16 protein-coding genes are annotated in these 21572 nt (G+C 42.7%); 4 read left to right on the top strand and 12 right to left on the bottom strand.

Going from position 1 to position 21572, the window contains the following annotated elements; genetic code table 11:
* Positions 1-28: 28 nt before the first annotated feature.
* Positions 29-214, top strand: a complete 186-nt coding sequence (locus tag QTN47_RS20955; RefSeq protein WP_369331380.1) for a hypothetical protein — start codon at positions 29-31, stop codon at positions 212-214.
* A gap of 78 nt (positions 215-292) precedes the next feature.
* Here the strand turns inward: QTN47_RS20955 and QTN47_RS20960 are convergent, their stop codons facing one another.
* From QTN47_RS20960 to QTN47_RS21015, 12 genes are all read right to left on the bottom strand, one after another.
* A complete protein-coding gene (locus QTN47_RS20960) occupies positions 293-1147 on the bottom strand; it encodes an oxidoreductase (protein ID WP_369331381.1) in 855 nt (284 codons plus the stop codon).
* Positions 1148-1222: 75 nt separating this feature from the next.
* Positions 1223-1810 (bottom strand): TetR/AcrR family transcriptional regulator, encoded by a 588-nt coding sequence (locus QTN47_RS20965; protein ID WP_369331382.1) that lies wholly within the window; start codon positions 1808-1810, stop codon positions 1223-1225.
* A 150-nt stretch (positions 1811-1960) separates the two neighbouring features.
* Positions 1961-3388: a GDSL-type esterase/lipase family protein gene (locus QTN47_RS20970; RefSeq protein WP_369331383.1), complete on the bottom strand. Its 1428-nt coding sequence runs from the start codon at positions 3386-3388 to the stop codon at positions 1961-1963.
* A 132-nt stretch (positions 3389-3520) separates the two neighbouring features.
* Positions 3521-4816, bottom strand: a complete 1296-nt coding sequence (locus QTN47_RS20975; RefSeq protein ID WP_369331384.1) for a glycoside hydrolase family 99 protein — start codon at positions 4814-4816, stop codon at positions 3521-3523.
* 18 nt (positions 4817-4834) lie between these two features.
* Positions 4835-5812 carry a family 43 glycosylhydrolase gene (locus tag QTN47_RS20980; protein WP_369331385.1) on the bottom strand — a complete coding sequence of 326 codons (978 nt, stop codon included), beginning with the start codon at positions 5810-5812 and terminating at the stop codon, positions 4835-4837.
* A 32-nt stretch (positions 5813-5844) separates the two neighbouring features.
* Positions 5845-6852, bottom strand: a complete 1008-nt coding sequence (locus QTN47_RS20985) for a family 43 glycosylhydrolase (RefSeq protein WP_369331386.1) — start codon at positions 6850-6852, stop codon at positions 5845-5847.
* Positions 6853-7019: 167 nt separating this feature from the next.
* The gene (locus tag QTN47_RS20990) at positions 7020-8672 is read right to left on the bottom strand and encodes a hypothetical protein (RefSeq protein WP_369331387.1); all 1653 of its coding nucleotides are present in this window, start codon (positions 8670-8672) and stop codon (positions 7020-7022) included.
* 32 nt (positions 8673-8704) lie between these two features.
* On the bottom strand, positions 8705-9427 hold the full coding sequence (locus tag QTN47_RS20995) for a DUF3823 domain-containing protein (protein ID WP_369331388.1): 723 nt from the start codon (positions 9425-9427) through the stop codon (positions 8705-8707).
* 147 nt (positions 9428-9574) lie between these two features.
* Positions 9575-11437, bottom strand: coding sequence for a RagB/SusD family nutrient uptake outer membrane protein (locus QTN47_RS21000; protein WP_369331389.1), 1863 nt, complete (start codon positions 11435-11437; stop codon positions 9575-9577).
* 18 nt (positions 11438-11455) lie between these two features.
* The gene (locus QTN47_RS21005; protein ID WP_369331390.1) at positions 11456-14689 is read right to left on the bottom strand and encodes a SusC/RagA family TonB-linked outer membrane protein; all 3234 of its coding nucleotides are present in this window, start codon (positions 14687-14689) and stop codon (positions 11456-11458) included.
* Between the two features lie 1241 nt (positions 14690-15930).
* The gene (locus QTN47_RS21010) at positions 15931-16143 is read right to left on the bottom strand and encodes a hypothetical protein (RefSeq protein ID WP_369331391.1); all 213 of its coding nucleotides are present in this window, start codon (positions 16141-16143) and stop codon (positions 15931-15933) included.
* Positions 16144-17120: 977 nt separating this feature from the next.
* Positions 17121-17264: an alpha/beta fold hydrolase gene (locus tag QTN47_RS21015; protein ID WP_369331392.1), complete on the bottom strand. Its 144-nt coding sequence runs from the start codon at positions 17262-17264 to the stop codon at positions 17121-17123.
* Between the two features lie 408 nt (positions 17265-17672).
* On the opposite strand from QTN47_RS21015, the gene QTN47_RS21020 reads away from it, so the two are divergent.
* From QTN47_RS21020 to QTN47_RS21030, 3 genes are all read left to right on the top strand, one after another.
* Entirely contained in the window at positions 17673-19349 is a 1677-nt protein-coding gene (locus QTN47_RS21020; RefSeq protein WP_369331393.1) for a sigma-54-dependent Fis family transcriptional regulator, read from the top strand.
* A gap of 178 nt (positions 19350-19527) precedes the next feature.
* Positions 19528-20160 (top strand): hydrolase, encoded by a 633-nt coding sequence (locus QTN47_RS21025; RefSeq protein WP_369331394.1) that lies wholly within the window; start codon positions 19528-19530, stop codon positions 20158-20160.
* 11 nt (positions 20161-20171) lie between these two features.
* Positions 20172-21572, top strand: coding sequence for an alginate export family protein (locus tag QTN47_RS21030; RefSeq protein WP_369331395.1), 1401 nt, complete (start codon positions 20172-20174; stop codon positions 21570-21572).

Genomic DNA, 21572 nt, shown 5'->3' on the forward strand with positions numbered 1-21572 from the left:
AAATTGCTCCCTTACTTACAAAGGCACAATGACCGAGTTAAGTGGCCGCATGAGTGCGAAAGCATGGATTGGCGGCAACGATGAAGCACGCGCGGCCCTGAATAGGTACAATAATATATTTGTTGCGGTCGAAAACAAGGAAACTTTTTTTGCCAATTCCAAAAAAAGTTTCCGTGCATTGCCCGCCTCAGCTAATGCTAAGCTTTGGGGATAATTGTTAATAGAACCGGACTCGTTTAAGCCTGGCTGTGTTTGCATCCTTGATATTTTAAATCAGATGGAAAAAGCCATTTTACATAGCTATTGCTCGTTGGTGATCCGTGCTTGTTGAGATCGCCTCCCATTCCTGGATTTCCCTGGAGATTAATTCGATCTTTTCACGAATGTTCTTTACTGCGTCCGTTCCTACCGGTAGGTGCAACGGCGGATTTTTACTGGCCGCTAATTGCAGTATAACACCGGCAAGTTTGGCCGGGTCACCAGGCTGGCTACCATGCAAATGAGTCATATGTCCCCTGATGACGCCTACGGTATCCTTGTAGGCATCTAAGATGATGGCTGAGCCCTGGTAGGAATCCGTTGATACAAAATCGGTAGAAAACAACCCCGGAGCAACAGCGGTTACTTTGATGCCAATCGGTGCCAGCTCGGTGGCGAGCCCCTCAGAGATACCCTCGACGGCATATTTGGTTGCACCATACAAACCGAAGCCCGGCACGTTGTTTTGATAAGCAAAAAGCGAAGAAATGTTGATAATATGACCAGCTGCCTGTTTACGCATGTGAGGCAGTACATTTCTCGTTACATTGAGCAGACCGAAGATATTGGTATCAAATTGTTTTTTGACTTCTTCTGTAGAGGCTTCCTCGGTGGCCGCCAATAGACCATAACCTGCATTGTTAACAAGCACGTCTATTCGGCCAAAACGCTCAATCGCCGCATCAATGCCAGCCTGCACCTGGCGCTCATCGGTAACGTCCAGCGTTACGACCAGCAGCCGTTCACCAGCATCCAGTTGATTATAGACATCTGCAGCATTCTTTCTTACGGTAGCTACTACCTGGTCGCCGCTGGCCAACGCCGCTTTGGCAATTTGAAATCCGAATCCTTTGGATGCTCCGGTAATAAACCAAACTTTAGGTTTCATAACATATGTATTTAAATTTTACAAAATCGAGTGATTAAATAAATGACCGATCGGTCATTTAGTAAGCAAAAAAAATTATTTCAATTGCTCATCAATCATTGCTTTGAGATATTTGACGATAATTTTCATTTTATTGTTGTTGCCGGCCACCCGTGACATTACCACGCCGCCCTCTATCATGGCAAACATTATGGTGGCAAACTCACGGGGACTCTTGTCTGACGAAAACTCTCCCGATTCGGTTCCCCGCTCAATGATATTAACTATGGTCTTTTGGGCACGCTCTATCGCAGTCAATATCTGCTTATTGATAGCTGGATTCGTATCATCAGCCTCCATACCAAAATTGATCATGGGGCAACCCCCTTCCACCGGAGGGTACATTACATTGGTCAATATATCTATGAATGCAAGAAGTTTACCTTTCGCGGTAGGAACTTTACTGATTGCTGCTGAAACCTTCTTATCGAGCAGCTGGAGGTTGTAGTCAACAACCGCCTGCGCCAGCTGCTCCTTATCTTTAAAATGTACGTACAAACTACCTTTAGAAAGCTTCGTGACCGCCATAATATCACTCATAGCCGTAGCTTCGATCCCCTTTTTGTTGAAAAGTGGCGCCGATCGCTCAATTATGAATTGCCTTGTTTGCGCAGCTTTAGACATATAAACAAAATAATTTCCTCACAAAATAATGACCGATCGGTCATTTTACAAAATAAATTTTATTTTCTTGTCTATTATTTAACTTTCTAAAGACGAAACACTCCGGGTGCCCATTTATTTAATAGGCGCGGATGTTTAGGCGGGTATTTGTTACCGAACCTGCGAAAGATAAAAATCTTTGTCAACAGCACTCAGGATAAAGTCTACAATTGGTGTAGGATTAGGAAAACTATGCGGGTGATGCCTGAATCCTTTCTTGATTATTACTTTCACTTCTCCGCCATCTGCTTTCATTTTTTCCTGAAATGGAATGGCTTGTTCGCCGGGCGGTACGTATTCATCATTCTCTGCGCAAAGTATCAGAATAGGATAATGTCCCTTCGAAATTAATTTTGTTTTATCGATAGGACTACCCTTAAAGTTCTGAATATCTTCTTTTGTTTTAAGATGGTAGGCGTTCATGAAATCTTTTGTCATCTGGCTAATATCTTTATCCATGTCCCTTGCCAGCACTCTGCAATCCAGCAGCGGATTATCGACGTACACCGCACTTACCTTGCCGGGATTCGCTGCAGCCCAGTTAAGCGCATACACGCCGCCACGACTCATTCCTTCCATCACTCCTTTTTGACCAAGCCCAGCTTTACGAAGTGTCGCATAAAATTTATTCCAGGTTGAAATTGCGACGTTATTGCCCATGAGTTCTGCAACATCACAGTAAATGAGGTGAAAGCCACGCTCCAACAGGGCTATATCCGTTTGGGGCTCATGCGCCCAAAATCTCGCGCGCCAAATCCAGGGTTTGCCTTTAGCCACACGTTTTGGCTGTACAACTTTACAATCGTGTCCATTAATTTTAAATTCGGCACACCGATAACCATTGAAATCAGTAGTAGTGAATGGTTGTTTAAAGTTCGTGAACAGATCAAACTGCTCGTCCATGTTTTGGGTAATCTGTTGAAACAATCTTTTAGCAATGATTTCCGCACCATCTTTATTTGGATGAATTTTATCAGCGAACAATTCCGGTTTATCTGTTAACAGGGAGTGAATGTCAAGTAGCTCCACTCCTTCCCCGTATGCTGCTTTTTGAATACGTGGTATCACTTCCTCCACAATTGTTTTATCCCAAATTTGCATGGTATCTGTTTCAAATGATTTGAGCGGCAACAACACAATCACCCTGGGATGAGAAGACAATGAAGTAAAGGAATGGATCATGTCGCGCGTATCCTGCTCCAACTCGTTATAGAAAGAACGATTGATCGCTTTTGCATCATTTCCGCCAAGATCAACGAAAACAATATCAGGGCTGCTTTTTAGCGCCGCTTTGTAAGCGTCGGTGTTCCAGTAAGGGTAGTTGCCATGCTTCAGCATGGTGGTACTACTCTCACCAAAATTGCCGACTATATAATTTTCCCCAAGCAATGCCTGCAACTGACCGGGAAAAGAATTATCCTTACGATTATCAATCCTTGCACCTTCCGTAATGCTCGCGCCAATGCAGGTAATGCGCTTCACCTGGGCTTGTGCAATTATGCTTAGAAAAAACAATGCACTGGTAAATATTTTCTTCATTATGATTCTTTTTTTGTCCCGCGGCACGTTATGACCAGATCTAACTGATTTACGCCGTTTTAAGGCCTTGTATCAGGGAAAGCGAGTGTATTCATCCGTCCGGCAAACCTATTTTCAATTATTTCACCTTTTTCACTCAACAGGCTTGGTTGGCCTGGTTGCAGTCAGCGGAATTTGGCCTTTCAGCATTTTTCCTCCATCGTTTGTTAAACGCAAATAATAATCAGATGAGCAAGCGGTTCCATCTTCATCCAGTGAAACGAAGCCGGCTCCGGCAGGCACGTCCGCTTGCGTTGCTGCCGTCTTTGCAATCTGGTTGCTTTCGTTGTATTCATCAAACATGGAAATATAAATGCCTTGTACGCCTAAACGAATCATGTTGTAAAATTGTCTCCACATGAAATCGCCATGGACCCGCTGTTTCGCCTGGAGGTCGCCTGGCAAAACGCAAGGTTGATAATCTATGCCATTGGCCTTACAGAATGCGAGGTCCGGGGTATTTACGTTGATGTAGAAATTATCTTCATCAATAATTGTTCCCATACGACCAACCATCCATGGAGAAAGCATATTGAAGGCTTTGTAAACGCTGATAAAACCTCCTCTTGAATCACTGTTTTGATCGCGCCAGTGAGTAGGCACACCGCCAATTACATAACAACCCTCGTCCTTGAAGAACTTGATCACATCGAGACATTGTGTTGTGGTAAAGTTGTGGTTGTTATCGTTAAAGCCAAATCCCCATATACAAACCACAGGTTTGCCATTTTGTTTTGCATACATGGGAGATGAAGTGTAGGCTTTCATTTTCCGGGTCCAGTCGTCCTTCATTTCAGTTTGCATGTTTGTCCAGCCGCTAACGTCGTACATAATGTAAAACTTCACACCATATTTTTCGGCAGATGTTTTTACTTTCACTGTAATTGCATCGCGGATGGGACCTTCACCACCGGTTGGATTAAAACGCTGCAATGCAGCGCAATCAATACCATATTGCTTCATCCATGAAAACTGCACATCAACGGTTTGGTCATCGTAAGATGAGAAGAGCGTAGCGGGCTCGCCACTATTCAGGTTTGCAAAAGCAGTAGGATATTTGTGTGTGTAATCATTCATGTCGGGCCACGACACCATGCCTTTGTTTGTTGGTGAAGGAATTTTGGACCAATCCTGCGTCCAGTGCCACCAGCCATTGATCGGAGAGTTGTCGCCGGTACAGGCAAACCACCCCTGGTAACCCACCGTTATTTTACCCACCACATCACCGGCTGGCGAAGGCCAGGTTATAGGATTTGTTCCTCCACCGTTGCCTCCATTGTTGCCACCATTGTTTCCGTTTGGATTGGTAACAGGAGTGCTCTTTGAACAAGCTGCAAAAAGAATAATTGCAGTCGATATGCTTAGAGATAGCCTAACTATTTCTTTCATGCTGTTTTATTTTTTAAATTAATTTTTCTGGATGACCATTTTAATGTTTCCGTTTGGAGTGTATGATAACGTATCTGCACAAATGGATCTTAACCAGTCGTTACCAGATAAGGCTGAGTTATGATAAAAAGCGTACCACCGTCCTTTGAATTCTACGATAGAGCCATGATTGGTGGAACTTCCCGTTTGATCAATATAAACACCTTTGTAGGTCCATGGACCTAAAGGATTGGCACTAACGGCATAGCGCATCCGGTTCCCTCTGTTATTTAAGTTATAGTTATCAGCATACGACAAATAGTACATACCGTTGCGTTTATGCACCCATGTCGCTTCGTGGAAATCAATAAGGCCGGTCATATTTTTCATGCCGCCGTCGACTTCCATCATGTTATCTTTCAATTTTCCGCCCATACATTTTCCACCACCACCGTAGTATAAATAGGCGTTTCCGTCGTCATCAACAAATACACAGGGATCGATCAGCGATTCAAGTCCGTCAATATATTTTTGAACAACAAAATCACTTGCCGGCTTTTTACTTGTCGCTACACCTATCTTCCAGTTATTGTTCCATGGTGCAGCGGCTGGATGAGGAAAGTAAAAATAGTAGGTTCCATTCTTGTACGCGCAATCCGGCGCCCACATAAAGTTACCTTCCGGTGTACTCCAGGGAACCTGGCTCGCCTGCAATATCTGGCCTTCATCGTGCCAGTGTACCATATCGTCCGTTGAAAAAACGTGGTACTGATCCATGAGATCGCAACCACGCGGGGGATTAATATCATGAGATGGATACACATACAACCTTCCATCGGCCCACACATGTGCAGAAGGATCTGCGGTATACATGCTGGTAATCAAAGGATTTTTATGTTGAAGGACAAAGACGTCTGGCTGTCCCGCCCCTGTAGGCACCACATCTTTGGAATGAGATGAACATGCAGTGAAGAGGCTAAGAACAGCGAGTAGTCCAAAATGGCTTTTGCAAATCATTTCTGTAATTAATAATTGGTTTCCATTTTCAACTAATTCTTACTTACTTCTTTCTTCTCCCCTGTCACTCCTGTGGTTTGTACTACTTTCCTGATGGTACCATCCTCGTTATAAAATAATTTGTCAACACAAATTGATCTTAACCAATCCTGATGAGACAATTCACTGTTGTGATAGAAGGCATACCATTGTCCTTTGTATTCTACAATGGAACCGTGATTGGTATAGCTATCTGTAGGATCCATGTAGATGCCTTGATACTTCCATGGCCCCAATGGACCTGAACTTGTAGCATAACGCATTTGGTTATGTTTACCATCTGCGTCATGATTATCTGAATAAGACAGGTAGTAAACACCATTTCGTTTGTGTACCCATGTTGCTTCGTGGAAATCTTCAAGACCTTCCATTTTTTGCATTTGTCCGTCAACATTCATCATGTTGTCTTTCAATTTTCCACCCATGCATTTTCCGCCGCCACCATAATAGAAATATGCCTGTCCGTCATCATCAATAAATACACAAGGATCGATCAATGATTCCAGGCCTTCGATATAGCCCTGCACTTTAAAATCCTTTGCAGGATATTTACTTGCGGCGACACCTATCTTCCATGTGCTGTTCCATTCAGTTCCGCTTGGGTGAGGAAAATAGAAATAGTAAGTACCGTTTTTGTAAGCACAATCAGGAGCCCACATGAAACCGCCTTCTTTCCTGCCCCATGAAACCTGGCTTGATTCAAGAATCTGACCTTCATCTCGCCAGTGTACCATGTCGGTTGTTGAGTACACATGGTATTTGTCCATTAAATCGCAGCCGCGGGCAGGTGAAACGTCGTGCGAAGGATAGACATACAATCTTCCGTCAGCCCAAACGTGTGCAGAGGGATCAGCCGTATAGATATCACGAACAATTGGATTGCCATTTGGTTTCGTAGTGTTCTTTTTTTGTGCACTGCATGAAGCACCCATTAGTAGTCCATACAAAACAGATGCGAACAGTGTACTTTTTGTAATCAGTTTTAAATAATTGAACCGCATGATGATTTCAGTTTTTTTATGAAAGGTGGTTTTCTGACACTACAATTCATGTCATCGCGAGCCAATGCAAAAAGTAAAAATTAAAAAGTAAAAAATAATGAGCCCAGTGGCTATTGCTAGTTCTGACACACTTCTGTCATACTTTTTAATTTTTACTTTAGTTTTTGCTACCTGCCTCTTTGAACGATAATTCCATCGAGACCGAAGTTCACATCGGCAGTTGGCTTATCAGTTGGCCAGAAGAATATTTTGAAATAGTTCATCGCCGTAAGGTCTGGTCCGCCGTCGCCGGTTTGTTCACCTTCCCACATATTGAGGGATACGAGGTTCCAGCCTTTTTTCAAATTTGGAATAACCTTTGCGAGAGGCCAGCCCACACGCTTTTTATCCGGATCTTTAGAGCTGCTGAATTGTATCTGACCATCCAGTTTTAAGATTGCCGGATCAGGCACATAGAACCAGAATTGCAACTGACCATTATCAATAGTCACCTTGGTATCAATATTGTCCGGCAATGTTTTGATGAATTGTAAAAAGTCACCCCCTGCTTTAATTGTACCCTGCAAATAGCCAGCCCCTTCTTTTTGGTCCTGGGTTACAATTACAGGAGTACCCACAGTTTCCCAGCCGGTAGCATCATCGCAAGCGTCTACAACAACCGGCGCTGGTGGAGGTACCAATACAACTTTAATATCATCAAGACCAAAGTTGTAATCTGCGGCTGCCTTATCTTTTGTCCAGAAGAAGATCTTGAAATAATTCATTGCCGTTAAATCAGGGCCGCCGTCGCCTGTTATACCGCCGTCGGCAAAGTTTAATTTCAACAGGTTCCATCCGTTTCTTAGTGTCGGAATGATTGGCGCAAGCGCCCAGCCAATGCGATTCTTATCCGGGTCTTTTGAACTGCTGAACTGAATTTGTCCATCCGCTTTCAAAACAGATACATCCTGTACATAGAACCAGAATTGCAATTGTCCCGTTAACAGTGTTGCTTTGGTGTTAAGGTTAGCCGGCAATGTTTTGATGAATTGCAGAAAATCACCTCCGCTTTTAATGGTACCCTGTAAATAACCGGCACCTTCTTTTTGGCCAGAGGTAACAATTACCGGTGTACCAACCGTTTCCCAGCCCGTGGCATCATCACAATTATCAATCCCTACACCGGTTTGTTCTCCTGCAGGACGTTTTCTTAACTGAATACCATCAATGCCGCATGTGAAATTTGCTGTTGCTTTATCAGTTGTCCAGAAGAAAATTTTAAAGTAATTCAATGAAGACATATCTGCACCACCATCGCCTGCCTCGTTGGCTTCGTTGAAATTTAAGATGATCTGATTCCATCCGTTTCTCAGGGCTGGGATAAGATCAGCCAAAGGCCAGCCATATCTTTTTGAGTCGGGCTGACCAGAGCTACTGATCTGAATCTGACCATCTTTTTTCAATTTGCTAACATCCGGAATGTTCAGCCAAAACATTAGCTGGCCATTATCTTTGGTAAGTTTAGCATCCAGGGCAGGAGTTCTTGTTTTGATAAATTGAAGGAAGTCATTACCAGCGGTAATAGAACCCTGAATGTAACCATTACCTTCTTTTTGTCCGGCGCTAACAACAACAGGATCACCAACTGTTTCCCAACCGGCTTTGTCATCGGCTGCATCGAACGTAACCAGTGAACTGTCTACAGGTGGAGGAGGTTCAACAGGTGGTGGCTTTAAGCCGCTTGTGTCCCTTGAAGTATATGATTCTTTCTTACACCCGTGTGCAATAAATATTCCTACTGCAAGCAGGGATGTTATAAGTATTAGTTTTGATAATTTCATTTTGAAAAATTTTATGGCTTGCATCGGTATAACTACCTGCCAGGAACAGTAATCTTAATTATCTGAGATAAGTTTGAGCTTTTATCATTGTTATCAAATTTCACCCCTACCCTCACATAGAATATGCGACCTGGAACCATGTCTTCAATAATAATCTCTCTTGACTTGTCAGCCGGGGTAAAATCGCTCCATTCTTTATTTACAGTGATCTTTTTCAGATCAGAGAAATCGAAAATAGAAGCGCCTGGTCCCACAACCTGTGTTGTATTTACATATGGTTGTATTTCCAGTACTTTAGGAATACCAGCAACAGGCGCATCAATGTCGAAATTGAGTTTCAACGTTGTACTGTCCGTCATTACAGCGGTAAAATTGTTGATCACCACGTAAGGCGTAAGTGTAAAATCTTTTATTGAAGCTGAAGTGATGTCCATTTCTTCCGGTGCTACCGGCCAGAAGGCGCCACCATGAATAGATACCCGGTAATGACCAGAGAACAGCTTTGTGTTCTGATAAGAACCATCGTAACTAACAGGAATGTCCTGTGGTGTAGGTGTGCTGTCCCAGCTTAGTTGTTCAAGCCTGATAGAAAAGTTCCCTGTACAGGTTTGTACGTTATTTTTTGAGCCCTCTTCTATAATATTTCCATGCAAAGATGCATCTGGGCCTGCATAACTATCTGTCTTTACACATGATGAAGCAAAGAACAACAGGGAAGCAACAAGGCTCAATATTTTAAATGATTTCAATTTCATAATTCACTATTTGTGTAGTTAAGTAAAAAGTTAACATTCAAAAGGACAAAAGCTAAGTCAAACAGCTTATTGCTAATCTGTTCAGATGAAATTTCAACTTTCATTTTTTTGATCTCTGAATTTTAACTGTTGAATTTTTACTCAGTATCAATGTCCCGGATTGTTTGGATACAAATTTGGATTTGTTGCAAGTTCACCACCGGGCATTGCCTCATAGTAGAACTTCTTATCGAAATAGTAGTTCCTGTTGAAAAGCTCAAGCTCTTTCAGAAATATGTACTTGTTTTCGCTTTCAACATAATAAGGCATCAAACCGTGAAAGTGCGTATTGTTCAGCAACTGGTCCGCAATTCTCCATCTTTTAATATCCCACCAGTAGTGGTTTTCAAAAGCAAGCTCTTTACATCTTTCATTGCGAACTGTAGAAACTGTCATATCCCCAACCGATGCCAGCGCGGCACCCGCTCTGTCCCGCAGGTCATTGATACATTTCAGCGCATCATCTGTTTGATTTGTTTCGATATCAGCTTCTGCACGGTTCAACAGAATTTCTGCATAGCGGAACTCGATCCATGGTGTAGTGCTGGTGAAGAGATTAACTGCTGAAATACTTTTTGTGTAATCAATGTATTTGCGCACATAAAAACCTGTACGGGTATTGTTATCATTACCAAATGCTGGAGGATACATACCTGCTTTACCAATGATCAATCTTCCATTACGCAATGTAGTGTGGTCACCGGAAAGGATGAAGCTTCTTGACCCCACCGGTTTTGCTACTTCATCGGCTGCCGTACCGGAGAATGATGGATAGATCCCTGCCTGTACATCGAACACCTGGCCTCTTAAAACGTCGCCCGGGAAATACACGGTGGCTCTTAAGCGAGGCTCCAAACCCTGCGCCATATCACCCTGGTTGTTGTAGCGACGGGGAGTGCCATCTGCGTTAGTTACAAAATCAAATGAATTGAAATGCTGAACAAACTCAAGTGTAGGATAAGCTCTTGACAAACCTCCACTAGTCATATAGTTCATGTCGCTGTTTGGTGAGAAGGTGGCATCGAAGCTGTGATTTCTTTCAGGATCCCCTGCATAGAATGACCGGACAAGAATATTCTCTGAACTTGCCGGATCGAGAAATACGTTTACATAGTTCTCAATTTTATCAGCTTTGGTTCTGTACAATTGATAATGACCTTCAAGCATTTTTGCGGCGTCAATAGCCTTTTGATAATAACCGGCAGCCTTATCAGCAGATATACCAACAAAGCCCTGTGAACGCGCCTCACCATCAACAAATACCTGTGAACCGTAGCGTGCAATACTTCCGGCATATAGCATAGCTCTTGATTTCAGGGCCATCGCTACATATTTATTGGCTCTTTCTTTTGCGCTTGTTTCACCCATCATTTGATAAGCGGTATCCAGATCATCACCGATAAAGTTCCATACCTCTTCTTCTGTATTACGCGGCACCTGTAGTTCCTCAATGGTTTGCTGCGGATAGTGCTGTACTACTTTAATAATTGGAATGCCACCATATCTTTTAGCCATGGCAAAGTAATAATATGCACGAAGGAAGTGAGCTTCACCCAGCAAATTCGATACTTTGTCACCTGTAAAATTAGACGCGTATTTAGGAAGCGTTTCGATGAAATAGTTTACGTCGCGAATGCTTGCGTATGGCCAGTAACCAAAGCCACCGGCAATATCAACGCCACCGTAAGGTCCAACCATCTCACCGTCTGCGGCGCCTTCGCAATAAAAGTGTTCCCATTCGTGGTGAAGGTTAAAGCCTACGTTGCCCACGCCATCGTTACGGCCATCAGGACGATAAGTGAAATCTTCAATTGGCAATTTTCTGTACACCGTAGCCAGATAAGCGTTGATGCCAGCCTCACTGGTAAATACATCCTGGTCTGATAAAATATTTACAGGCGGTATGTCCAGCTTCTGGCACGATGCTAATAACAAACAACCTGCTACTATATTTAAAAGTCGTTTCTTCATAATGTAATGTTCAAAAGTTTAGAAAGTAATTGTTCCGCCTACATTAAATGTTCTGTTAAGCGGGTATTTATAACCACCCAGTGCCTGATCAAAGGAAGCATCAGGAAATGAACCCGGGTGCTCTGGATCTACACCATCCTCAAGACCTGTAATAGTAAGCAGGTTGTATGCGTTCACATAAATGCGGCAATTTTTTATACGCACTTTTTGAAGCAACTGATGCGGCAATGTATAGCCAAGCTCAATGGTTTTCAAACGCACATAAGAAGCATTGATAATACCTTTAGTTGAGTGGCTGATCTGGCCGTATGCATATCCCATAGAAGGATATTTTCCCGGGATCCATTGTGTATTTGGATCGTACACGTTATCGTCAGGGTTAACTGTATGCCAACTGTCAAGGAATTTTGTCAGCGCGCTTCTTCCATACATTAATGGCTCTCCCAATTGTTCACCGTACGAAGTCCATACGCCGGCAGCACCTGCAAACAATGCAGTCAGATCCAAACCTTTATAAGTTGCACCAATTGTAAGACCATAGTTGATTAAAGGCAGATCCTGTACCGCGATCGGATGATAGTCATCTGCATTGATTACACCATCACCGTTCCAATCTTCCATATAGTAGTCACCAGGCAACACGCTGTTGTTGCCACCACCTGCGTTGACCTTTGAATTGTAGATCTGATTGTAAGAAGTGTATTGTCCTCCATAGTCTGTACCCCACACCATGCCGGTGAAGCGGTTAGATGCCCCATTTCTCCATTGCAGGTACTGGTTGCCCTGGGGACCTTCTGTAACATGCAGGTTTTTAGTACGCTCAAATGCAGCATTGCCTGATACTGTAAGACCCAAAGCGCCGAATCTGTCTTTATAGGTAAGTATACCTTCTATACCTTGTGTTCTTCTAGAGTCAAGATTTTCATACGGCAAAGGAGAGCCCACTGTCCCTGGCAATTGAGCCGTTCTTTTGTTCAGCAAACCTTCCTGGTTCCTTCTGAATACCTCAATGGTACCGTCTAATTTACCTTTCAGTAATGTGAAGTCTAAAGCAAGGTTACTAATGTAGTTTGTGTACCATGTAAGATCCGGATTTGTTAAGCCGCGGCTTTGTAAACCTGTCACAAACTGTCCCCCCATCATATACCCCAACACCTTGTTATCAGCGGGATCAACCGTGGGATAAGTATAACCGGAGACATATTGGAACTGAGCTCTGTCATCTGATGTACCGAGTGCAGAATAAGAAGCTCTGATCTTTAAACTGCTAATGATATTGGGAGAAACAAGGTTTTTGAAGAATGACTCTTCGCTGATGCGATAACCTACAGAATACCCGGGGAAAAAGCCCCATTGTTTACCACCTGGTTTAAATCGGTTTGACGCATCCTCCCTGAAGCTGAATTCTGCAATATATTTTCCTCTATAGTCATAGTTTATTCTACCAACATAGCTTCTTGTCGCAAACTCCCCAACCCCATTTGAGTACGTGCCACCCTGCTCACCTGTGCCGGAAACACCGCCAAACAGATAAGGAGTGGGAATAGGCATATTGCGTTGCGCGTAAATGTTGTCATTTTTACTATGACTTTCTTCATATACAAACAATCCACTTATATTATGCACGCCCGCAAATGAGTTGGCATAGGTTAATGATAATTGCCCCAAAGTACTTATTCCACTATAGTAAGCGCGGTTCAATGTAGGTACAGCCAAACCTGTTGCGCTTACCGTTGTAGGTTTGTAGGTGCTGTCATCTGCATTGTAAGCATACAGGTTATACATTTTTGCATACGCGGTATTGTCATTTATGGTATAGCCATAATTGTACATACCTTTTGCTTTCAAACCCTTTACCCAGGGAATCTCCCACTCAAGGCTACCTTGTGCCTGAAGATTTTTGGTAGTATTCTTTTTAAACCCAACTTTTGAGGCATCCACAACCGCCACCGGGTTCACATTATCCGGCATTACATTCAGATACTCCGGATTGTTGTTAGCATAGATCTGGTTAATAGGAATCTGGTTCCATGCATATTTGAAAATCGTCCACAGATCCTGGTATGGGGCATTCTTGGTATCGGATACACCGGACAACAATAACTGTGCTCTTAAGTTATTGGTAACTTTCACATTCACGTTGGAGCGAATGTTCCATCTGTCGTAGTTAAGACTATTGGTTTGCAACAAACCGCTTTGTTTCATATACCCCAGGCTGATGAAGGTGTTCACCTTATCAGTGCCTCCCGAAATGTTGATGTTGTGCTGAACCTGCGGAGATACTTTTGTAAACGCAGCATCCGGCCAGTTCGCTCCCGCATATGTACCATCCATCCACGGTTTAATGTTATCATAAGAATAAGAAGGAGGCACATTGGAGATAAAGTTATTACCAAAATCGCGCTTGGTTTTTTCGTTGGTCAGCATCATGTAGTCAACCGGACCTACCGCTTCAGGCATTCCCAAAAATTGCTGCCAGCCCTGGTTGAACGAATAGTTAATGTCAAACTTGCCATCTTTACTTCCACCTTTCTTTGTAGTAACGAGGATAACACCGTTACCTCCGTTTACACCGTAAACCGCAGCAGACGCATCTTTCAATACAGAGATGCTTTCGATTTCACTTGGGTCCATTCTTTCAAACCCGCCTCTTGGAACACCGTCGATCACTATCAATGGAGCTCCGCCATAACCACGGATATCGAATGAGTTTTCGTAAGCACCAGGTTCAGCAGTTCTTTGCACCATACGCAAGCCGGGAATTTTACCGGTAAGCATGTTTGCAACATTCTCATTCTTGGTAGTTACAATTTCTGTTGCCTTTAAGGTAGAAACAGATCCGGTGACAGACACCCTTTTTTGCGTACCAAAACCTACCACTACCACATCGCCAAGGTTGGAGGCATTTGGCTGACCGGTCATGGATACCGCTATTGAGTTAGTGTTCCTAACCACATATTCGTAAGGGTTGTAACTTAAAGAAGAAATGATCAGGGTATCACCTACCTTAAGTGATAAAGAGAAATTACCGTTGGCATCAGTCGCCACGCCCTTATTTGAATGTTTTAATTGAACGCTTGCGCCCTGGATAGGTTCTCCTTTGTCTCCTGTTACCTTTCCCCTAACAGGAGCCTGGGCCTGGGCAAGCGCCGAGCAGAAAAGAATCAACATGACCGCGGCGGGTTTTATATACCCTCGTGCTCGCCAGTCATGATACGAACGGTTAAAATTCGTAAAAAGCAGTTTTTTCATTCTTGAAGCTTTTTGGTGTAGTAAATAATAAGAATTCAATAGTCAACGTTGCAATAGCACGAGTGCCATTGCAGTCGTTGAATACTTAGATATTCTGAAAAAGTTTAATTGATTGAAGACTTGATGCAGATAGTTTCTCCTTACAAATTGCATTGCAGGGATGGTATGGATGGGCGTTTTGCCTCGATGTGGGTATTTCATTGACAAGCTTTGATCTAATAAAAGACAATGCAAGAAACATCCGTGAGGTTAACATTAGGTATATCCAGAAGATTAATAAGGAAATTAATCCTCATTTTTATCAGGAAAAGGATTAATTAAGCGTTTAATTATTCAATAATTTCCAAATTATAACGTCTTAACCGGTCTGTTGGGGTGGAAATTAACCTGTTTCGGCAGACAATCTTTTTCAAGATGACAGCGTTAATTAACCAGTTATTTTTAGATTTCAGGACAAAAACGGTAGGAAACAAAAGATTACCGGAAGACAAAAGAGGGAACAGTGCCCGGAGAAAACTAAGTTGATTTAGCCGATCCGAATTTAAAGATCAAGTCAAATTCCTGGGGAATCAGGTTAAAAGTTTTGCTTCAGCCTTTAAAGAAAAGAAAGGTTGGACCGGACTTATAATGAATAAGTTGCCTGGAATCTATTATGGCCAAAAATGATGTATTTCAGTATTAAAGGGTGCCCCTCCTGATAAATAACATCTTCCATTTTGCTTAATTGTTGCTTTTGTTGAAAAACTATAAGCGTGCAGCTAACGATATAATCGTTAGCAGACAAATTATCTTCAAATGCCGGAAGGCTGATACGTTTTATTTTATCCTCAACTTCCTTCCGGAATTTAATCAAATTCCCTTACCCATCGTGCCGGCAATGCGCTTCCGGCGGAATATACTTCCATTGCCCAGGTGCAATTTCAGGTTGTTATCATAGTCATGGGCGAGAGGATTTGGAAGGAAACGGATCTTTGTTGCTTTTGTGTACAGTCCAAACACCTCCAAAACCCAATTAAAACGTTTACATACTTAATGAAATAGTCCCTTTTATTTACTTCATTTAATTTCCCTGGTCAGTAGTTAACATACAGCCGTCGTTGCCCGATTTATATTTCCAATTTACAACATACCCCCGTTACTATTCATCTCTTTCCTTTTGAACTTTGATAAAACTTCCTTTTTCATCAAAATAAATTTCCTTTCCTTTAGTTTCGGCTTCATAGTGCGTTTTTCCCTTCGGGCTAACCACTTTTTGAAACTTCCTCGAATTTAGCTCCGGTGCAATTCTTTTTTAAATAATCTTGAGCTAACTGCGGCAACTCAGATTGTTCGATATAATACCCCTTCTCCATTTCGTTGCCACTTTTATCCATATGAACGGTCACCTTCTTTCCATTTTCAGTAAATTTTGATTTGTACATTCCTTCTTCTTTTTTCCAGGTGGCATCTTTCACATTCGGATTTTTTTAAAAAGCCGCTTTCACATTTTCAGGAAAATTCTCCTGGGCCATTGCTGATGTGAACATGGTAGCTGCGGTTATTGCCAGGAGATAAATTGTCTTTCTCATTTTGATTATTTTTTATTTGTTAATTGCTTTCTTTTTAATTACTTAAAAACAAAACAGGGCATAATACTCAGCGTAGAAACCGAAAAAATAAGAGGATCAAAATCCCATAAAATTCCGGGAGTCATTGCTGCAATTGCGCATTCAATGAAGAGTCACTTCCATATACAGCATTTGGAAATAAAAACCGTTTACCAATGTGAGATGATAACAACAGCCTATCAATATGCATAAAAATGGCCCGACTAATTAAGGCGGACCATCTAGCATAACAACAGAAAAATTATCATAAGGATATAGATCCCTTTATTCGCAATGTGTTTAAATTTTATCTACTTCTTAAATTTGTACTCCTTAAACTTTCAATTATGATTAAGATTATGAGCTTTATCCTAATCGGTATCGCTTGTATGATATTCATAACTGTCGCCATCCGATTGGGAACCTTAGCCACCGATGAAATTATTATAAAATCATCTATCATTTGTGTATTGATTGTTGCCGCGTTCTACTTATTATGTGACAATGACAAAGGCCCGGCTGATTGAGCCGAACCTTTATATATAAGCCTAAATCAGTTGGATGAAAGTATAAACAACTTCCATCTGGAGCAAACGTATTTGATGAACTGGCGTATTGTAAATTTGAAAATACTTATGTTAAGACAAAATAATACCTCGTCAAATCAGGGGTATTGCCTTTAAAATTCAACGTAGCAAAGCGTTGTTATTGCCTTAGGTTGGTCGATTTTACGCTGAGTATATCGATCAATTGGCTTGTTGATAATATTGGAAGATCAGGTGTCCGCCGAGAACGGCATCTTCAATGTCAAGTTTATCCGGTACAACTCTGATATCAGCCGCAAACTAATTATAGTTATATTTTCCATAAGGCCTATCAGACTGTCCGAATCCCCGCACGGTGATTCCGATTACGCGGTAACCAGCCTTCACTAAAGCATGATACTGATATTCCCAACAGGCAGCACTTAAAGGATAACCGTGGATCAAAACAATGGGGTACCTTCTCCATGATCATTTAGTGTAAACGAAAATTAGGTTCTACTTCAATATACCCGGCTCTGGCACCGTGAGCACTGTCTATCGTACCTATTGCGGTATTTAAATGGTTCGTACTTTTTTCTGTGCAGGCTTCTGTCACACCCACTGTCACGAGCAACATAACGGCAATTAGTTTCGACGTTTGTTTCATTGTTATTTTTTGGAGTAAAAAAATAGACTGGTTAAAACCTCTGTGAAAACCGAGAGATGCAAACTGGAAAACCAGACGACATACCACTTTGCAATTACATGATTGTAAACACTTTGCATTTTAATTCAAATAAAACAGCTTACGATATATCGTAATTTATTACAACCTACCGTGTCATTTTGATTACGATTTTCGTAAATTCGGCAATGAGCAAAAAAGCCCCAGCCAAGGAAATTACCGCTACGGAGAAGAAACCAAATGAAAACCGCACGATATTGGCGAAATTGCTCAACCAGAAGGAAAATGAGCAATCAATACTGCTGTGCGTAGCGGCGCGAATTGCGGCGGCCAGGACGCGTGCCGATTTATGGAACGTAATCAACGAAGACATACTTGGGCTGTTTGGCGGGGTTTACTATACTTTATGCCTCCTGCATGAAGACCGTCGGTTTCATTCCCCTTTCATTCATAGCAAAGACGAACAGTTTGATGTTGACAATCCGGGAAATCCTATTATCCGCAATGATCACCCGGTCGAAGATGGCATTTTTGACTATGCGCTAAAGTCGTCGGGACCCGTGCAATTCCAAATGGAAACACTGCTCAAACAACCTTCTCTCCCGGTTTATATTCCATATTGGGCCAAGATGGGCATCCAGGAAATGTTAGTCGTTAAAATCACTAATGGCGACGAAGACAGAGGCGTACTGTATCTCTACGCAAATAAAACAGGTGCCTTTTCGCAAGGCCAATTTGGATTACTGAGCGGAATCGCCGATTTGATCGGAACGGGCATTTGCAACATCCTGGCAAATGAAAAAATCGAAGAGCAGATTGCCGAAATCAATCGCTACAAACAACAGCTGGAAGAGGAAAAAGCATACCTGATAGCGGAGCAGCGTGCCGCCGAAGGATTTGCAGAACTCATTGGCACCTCTCCGGAAATGCAAAAGGTTTTCTCACTTATATCGAAAGTTGCGGACTCATCGACAACTGTTTTGTTACTCGGCGAAACAGGAACAGGTAAAGAGTTGGTCGCGCGTGCTATTCACGAGGCGTCTCCGAGAAATGGCAACCTGATGATAAAGGTGAACTGTGCAGCAATGCCGGCAAGCCTGATTGAAAGTGAGTTGTTCGGTCATGAGAAAGGAAGTTTTACCGGTGCATCGGAGCGCAGGATTGGAAAATTTGAACTGGCCCATAACAGCACGCTCTTTCTTGATGAAATAGGCGAACTGCCGTTGGAGTTGCAGGCAAAAATTTTGCGGGCCCTACAGGAAAAAGAGATTGAAAGAATCGGCGGTAAAACAACTATCAAAGTCGACGTACGGGTAATCGCAGCCACTAACCGGAACCTTGAAAAAGAAGTAACCCAGCAGCGTTTTCGTTCTGACTTGTACTATCGCCTCAATGTGTTTCCGATTACGTTGCCTCCCCTTCGCAAAAGAAAACAAGATATTCCTTCTTTGGCGGCTCATTTTATCGAACGATTCGCGCGCAGTAACGGCAAAACAATACACGGTCTATCGCGTAAAGCCATGGATAAATTAGAAGCTTACGCGTGGCCCGGCAATATCCGTGAGCTTGAACACATGATCGAGCGAACCATCCTTTTGACCAACGGCCATATCATCCGGAATATCCAGTTGCCCGAAAAAAGCAGCATAACGCTGACAGGACACAACAGCGAGTTTCAAGTCCGGTCACTGGAAGAAGTAGAACGCGAGTATATCCTTACGGTTTTAAAACACTATAACGGCAGGATTTCCGGACCACATGGAGCAGCACTCAAACTACAAATACCTCCCACAACGCTCATATCAAGAATGCAGAAACTCGGCATACAAAAAGAGCATATCGTCCGTTCGTCGGCAGAGGATTGAAGCAACAAAAGATCAACATCCCTAAACGCACTTAAGCGCTTTCATTATTATGCCTATTCATAAATTTACGGTATATCGTAAAAAAGAAGAGACGAAATAAAACCATAACCAAGTGTTTGTCAATACATTAACCCAATGGCACATCAATTGACTATACTGTTGTACAAACACAAAATTTATGAAACCATCTCCAGACCTTTTAGCACCGGATAACCATGCATTGGTTTTAATCGATTTTGAAGGCCAAATGGGCTTTGCAACCAAAAGCATTGCTTTAAGCGAATTAAGAACCAACACTGCTATCGTTGCGGGCACTTCGCGCATCTTCAATGTTCCTACTGTTGTCACAACTGTAGCGGAACAAACTTTTTCCGGCCCTGTATTTCCCGAAATTGAAGAATTCTACCCGCAAGCCACATCCGGTTATATCGACCGTACGTCCATGAATACCTGGGAGGACGAAGCGGCTTATAAAGCCATAAAGGCGAAAGGACAGAAAAAACTGGTCATGGCGGGTCTCTGGACTGGTGTGTGTATTGTTGGCCCTGCGCTGTCAGCGCTTCAAGAAGGACACGAAGTGTATGTGATAACAGATGCATGCGGAGATGTAAGCACAGAAGCGCATGAAAGGGCTGTTCAACGCATGATACAGGCCGGCGTAAAACCGATTACTTCCATCCAATATTTACTGGAACTACAACGTGACTGGGCAAGAACAGAAACATACGTTCCTGTGAGCAGCCTCATGAAAAAATACGGTGGCGCTTACGGTATCGGCATCCATTATGCACACAACATGCTCAAACATTAAACACTACCAGCTTGCCTGACAAATTTTTGCGCCTTACCTGTAAGGTTATCATGTTTGTATTAGTTGTGAGTGGTGTTTTTTGCTCCGCGCAACCTGCGTCAGCACAGGGCTTTAAACTGATGCGCTTTGATGAAAGCTATGTATCTCTCGCCGACTCACAGCGCAATGTATACGAAAAAATCAAGTATATGCCGCTCACAAAACGTGGGCGGATATACCTGTCTTTTGGAGGCGAAGCACGTATCGAGTATGTAGACTTCAACAATGAAGATTGGGGCAGGCTAAACATCGGGCATAATAATTTCCTGTTGCAGCGCTACGATCTTCACAGCGATATTCATTTGGGTGACCGGGTACGCGTATTTGCACAACTACGCAGCGCATGGGAAAGCGGCAGAAAAAATGGCCCGCGCCCTATTGATGAAGATAAGCTCAACGTGCAAAATCTTTTTGCAGATGTTGCTCTCATAAAAAAAGAGAAACAGACATTGATCGCCCGTATCGGCAGACAAGAATTAGACTATGGAAGTGGCAGGTTGATCTCTGTAAGAGAAGGGCCTAACCTCAGGTTGTATTTCACGGGCGCGAAGATGATGTATAACGCAACATCTCTTTCGATTGAAGCCTTCGTGATGAAAGCCGATACTATCAACCCCGGCAGTTTTGACAACAAAACCAGTAAGTCGATTAACCTATGGGGCGTTTATGGACGGCAAATCATCCAACGGATGGGCAACCTGGATTTTTACTATCTCGGCATCCAACGACCAGCCAGTCTTTTCGAAGAAGGCATTGCGAAGGAAACGAGACACACCATCGGCGGGCGCTTCTGGAAATACGGCGGTGGTTTTATTTACAATCTTGAAGCCGCGTACCAGTTCGGTCGTTTTGGCGATGGTAATATCCGCGCCTGGACTGCCTCGGCAGACATTGGTTATATGTTTGAAAATGTAAAAGGGAAACCAACAATCAACCTGCGTAACGATTATATTTCGGGGGATAAAAAACAAGGTGACGGCAACCTCGAAACCTTCAATCCTCTTTATCCGAAAGGCGGCTACTTTGGCTTTAACCCGCAGATAGGACCGGTCAACCTGATCGACATACATCCGTATGCCACGATCAATTTCACAAGCAAATGGCTGATACAGGCTGATATTGTTTTCAACTGGCGTTATTCATTACAGGATGGCGTTTACCGGCCAAGCGGCACACTCAATCTTCCGGGTGCAAGTTCAGATAAACGATACATCGGAACTGCATACCTGGCAAGCGTGAGCTATACCCTCAATAAATTCTTGTCGCTTATGAGCGGCATACAATACTTCCAAACAGGTGCCTTTATCAATGACGTCATAAGCAATCATAAAAACGGTGTATTTATTAATTCAAGAATCGCTTTTAAATTTTAA

Origin of the sequence: Danxiaibacter flavus (assembly GCF_041060425.1) — a bacterium.
Taxonomy (GTDB): domain Bacteria; phylum Bacteroidota; class Bacteroidia; order Chitinophagales; family Chitinophagaceae; genus Danxiaibacter; species Danxiaibacter flavus.

Excerpts from the sequence above, each read along its gene's own strand:
- QTN47_RS20990 (WP_369331387.1), bottom strand. The coding sequence starts at position 8,672 with ATGAAATTATCAAAACTAATACTTATAACATCCCTGCTTGCAGTAGGA.
- QTN47_RS20970 (WP_369331383.1), bottom strand. The coding sequence starts at position 3,388 with ATGAAGAAAATATTTACCAGTGCATTGTTTTTTCTAAGCATAATTGCA.
- QTN47_RS20985 (WP_369331386.1), bottom strand. The coding sequence starts at position 6,852 with ATGCGGTTCAATTATTTAAAACTGATTACAAAAAGTACACTGTTCGCA.
- QTN47_RS20965 (WP_369331382.1), bottom strand. The coding sequence starts at position 1,810 with ATGTCTAAAGCTGCGCAAACAAGGCAATTCATAATTGAGCGATCGGCG.
- QTN47_RS21025 (WP_369331394.1), top strand. The coding sequence starts at position 19,528 with ATGAAACCATCTCCAGACCTTTTAGCACCGGATAACCATGCATTGGTT.
- QTN47_RS20975 (WP_369331384.1), bottom strand. The coding sequence starts at position 4,816 with ATGAAAGAAATAGTTAGGCTATCTCTAAGCATATCGACTGCAATTATT.
- QTN47_RS20995 (WP_369331388.1), bottom strand. The coding sequence starts at position 9,427 with ATGAAATTGAAATCATTTAAAATATTGAGCCTTGTTGCTTCCCTGTTG.
- QTN47_RS20980 (WP_369331385.1), bottom strand. The coding sequence starts at position 5,812 with ATGATTTGCAAAAGCCATTTTGGACTACTCGCTGTTCTTAGCCTCTTC.
- QTN47_RS21005 (WP_369331390.1), bottom strand. The coding sequence starts at position 14,689 with ATGAAAAAACTGCTTTTTACGAATTTTAACCGTTCGTATCATGACTGG.
- QTN47_RS21000 (WP_369331389.1), bottom strand. The coding sequence starts at position 11,437 with ATGAAGAAACGACTTTTAAATATAGTAGCAGGTTGTTTGTTATTAGCA.
- QTN47_RS20955 (WP_369331380.1), top strand. The coding sequence starts at position 29 with ATGACCGAGTTAAGTGGCCGCATGAGTGCGAAAGCATGGATTGGCGGC.
- QTN47_RS20960 (WP_369331381.1), bottom strand. The coding sequence starts at position 1,147 with ATGAAACCTAAAGTTTGGTTTATTACCGGAGCATCCAAAGGATTCGGA.
- QTN47_RS21020 (WP_369331393.1), top strand. The coding sequence starts at position 17,673 with ATGAGCAAAAAAGCCCCAGCCAAGGAAATTACCGCTACGGAGAAGAAA.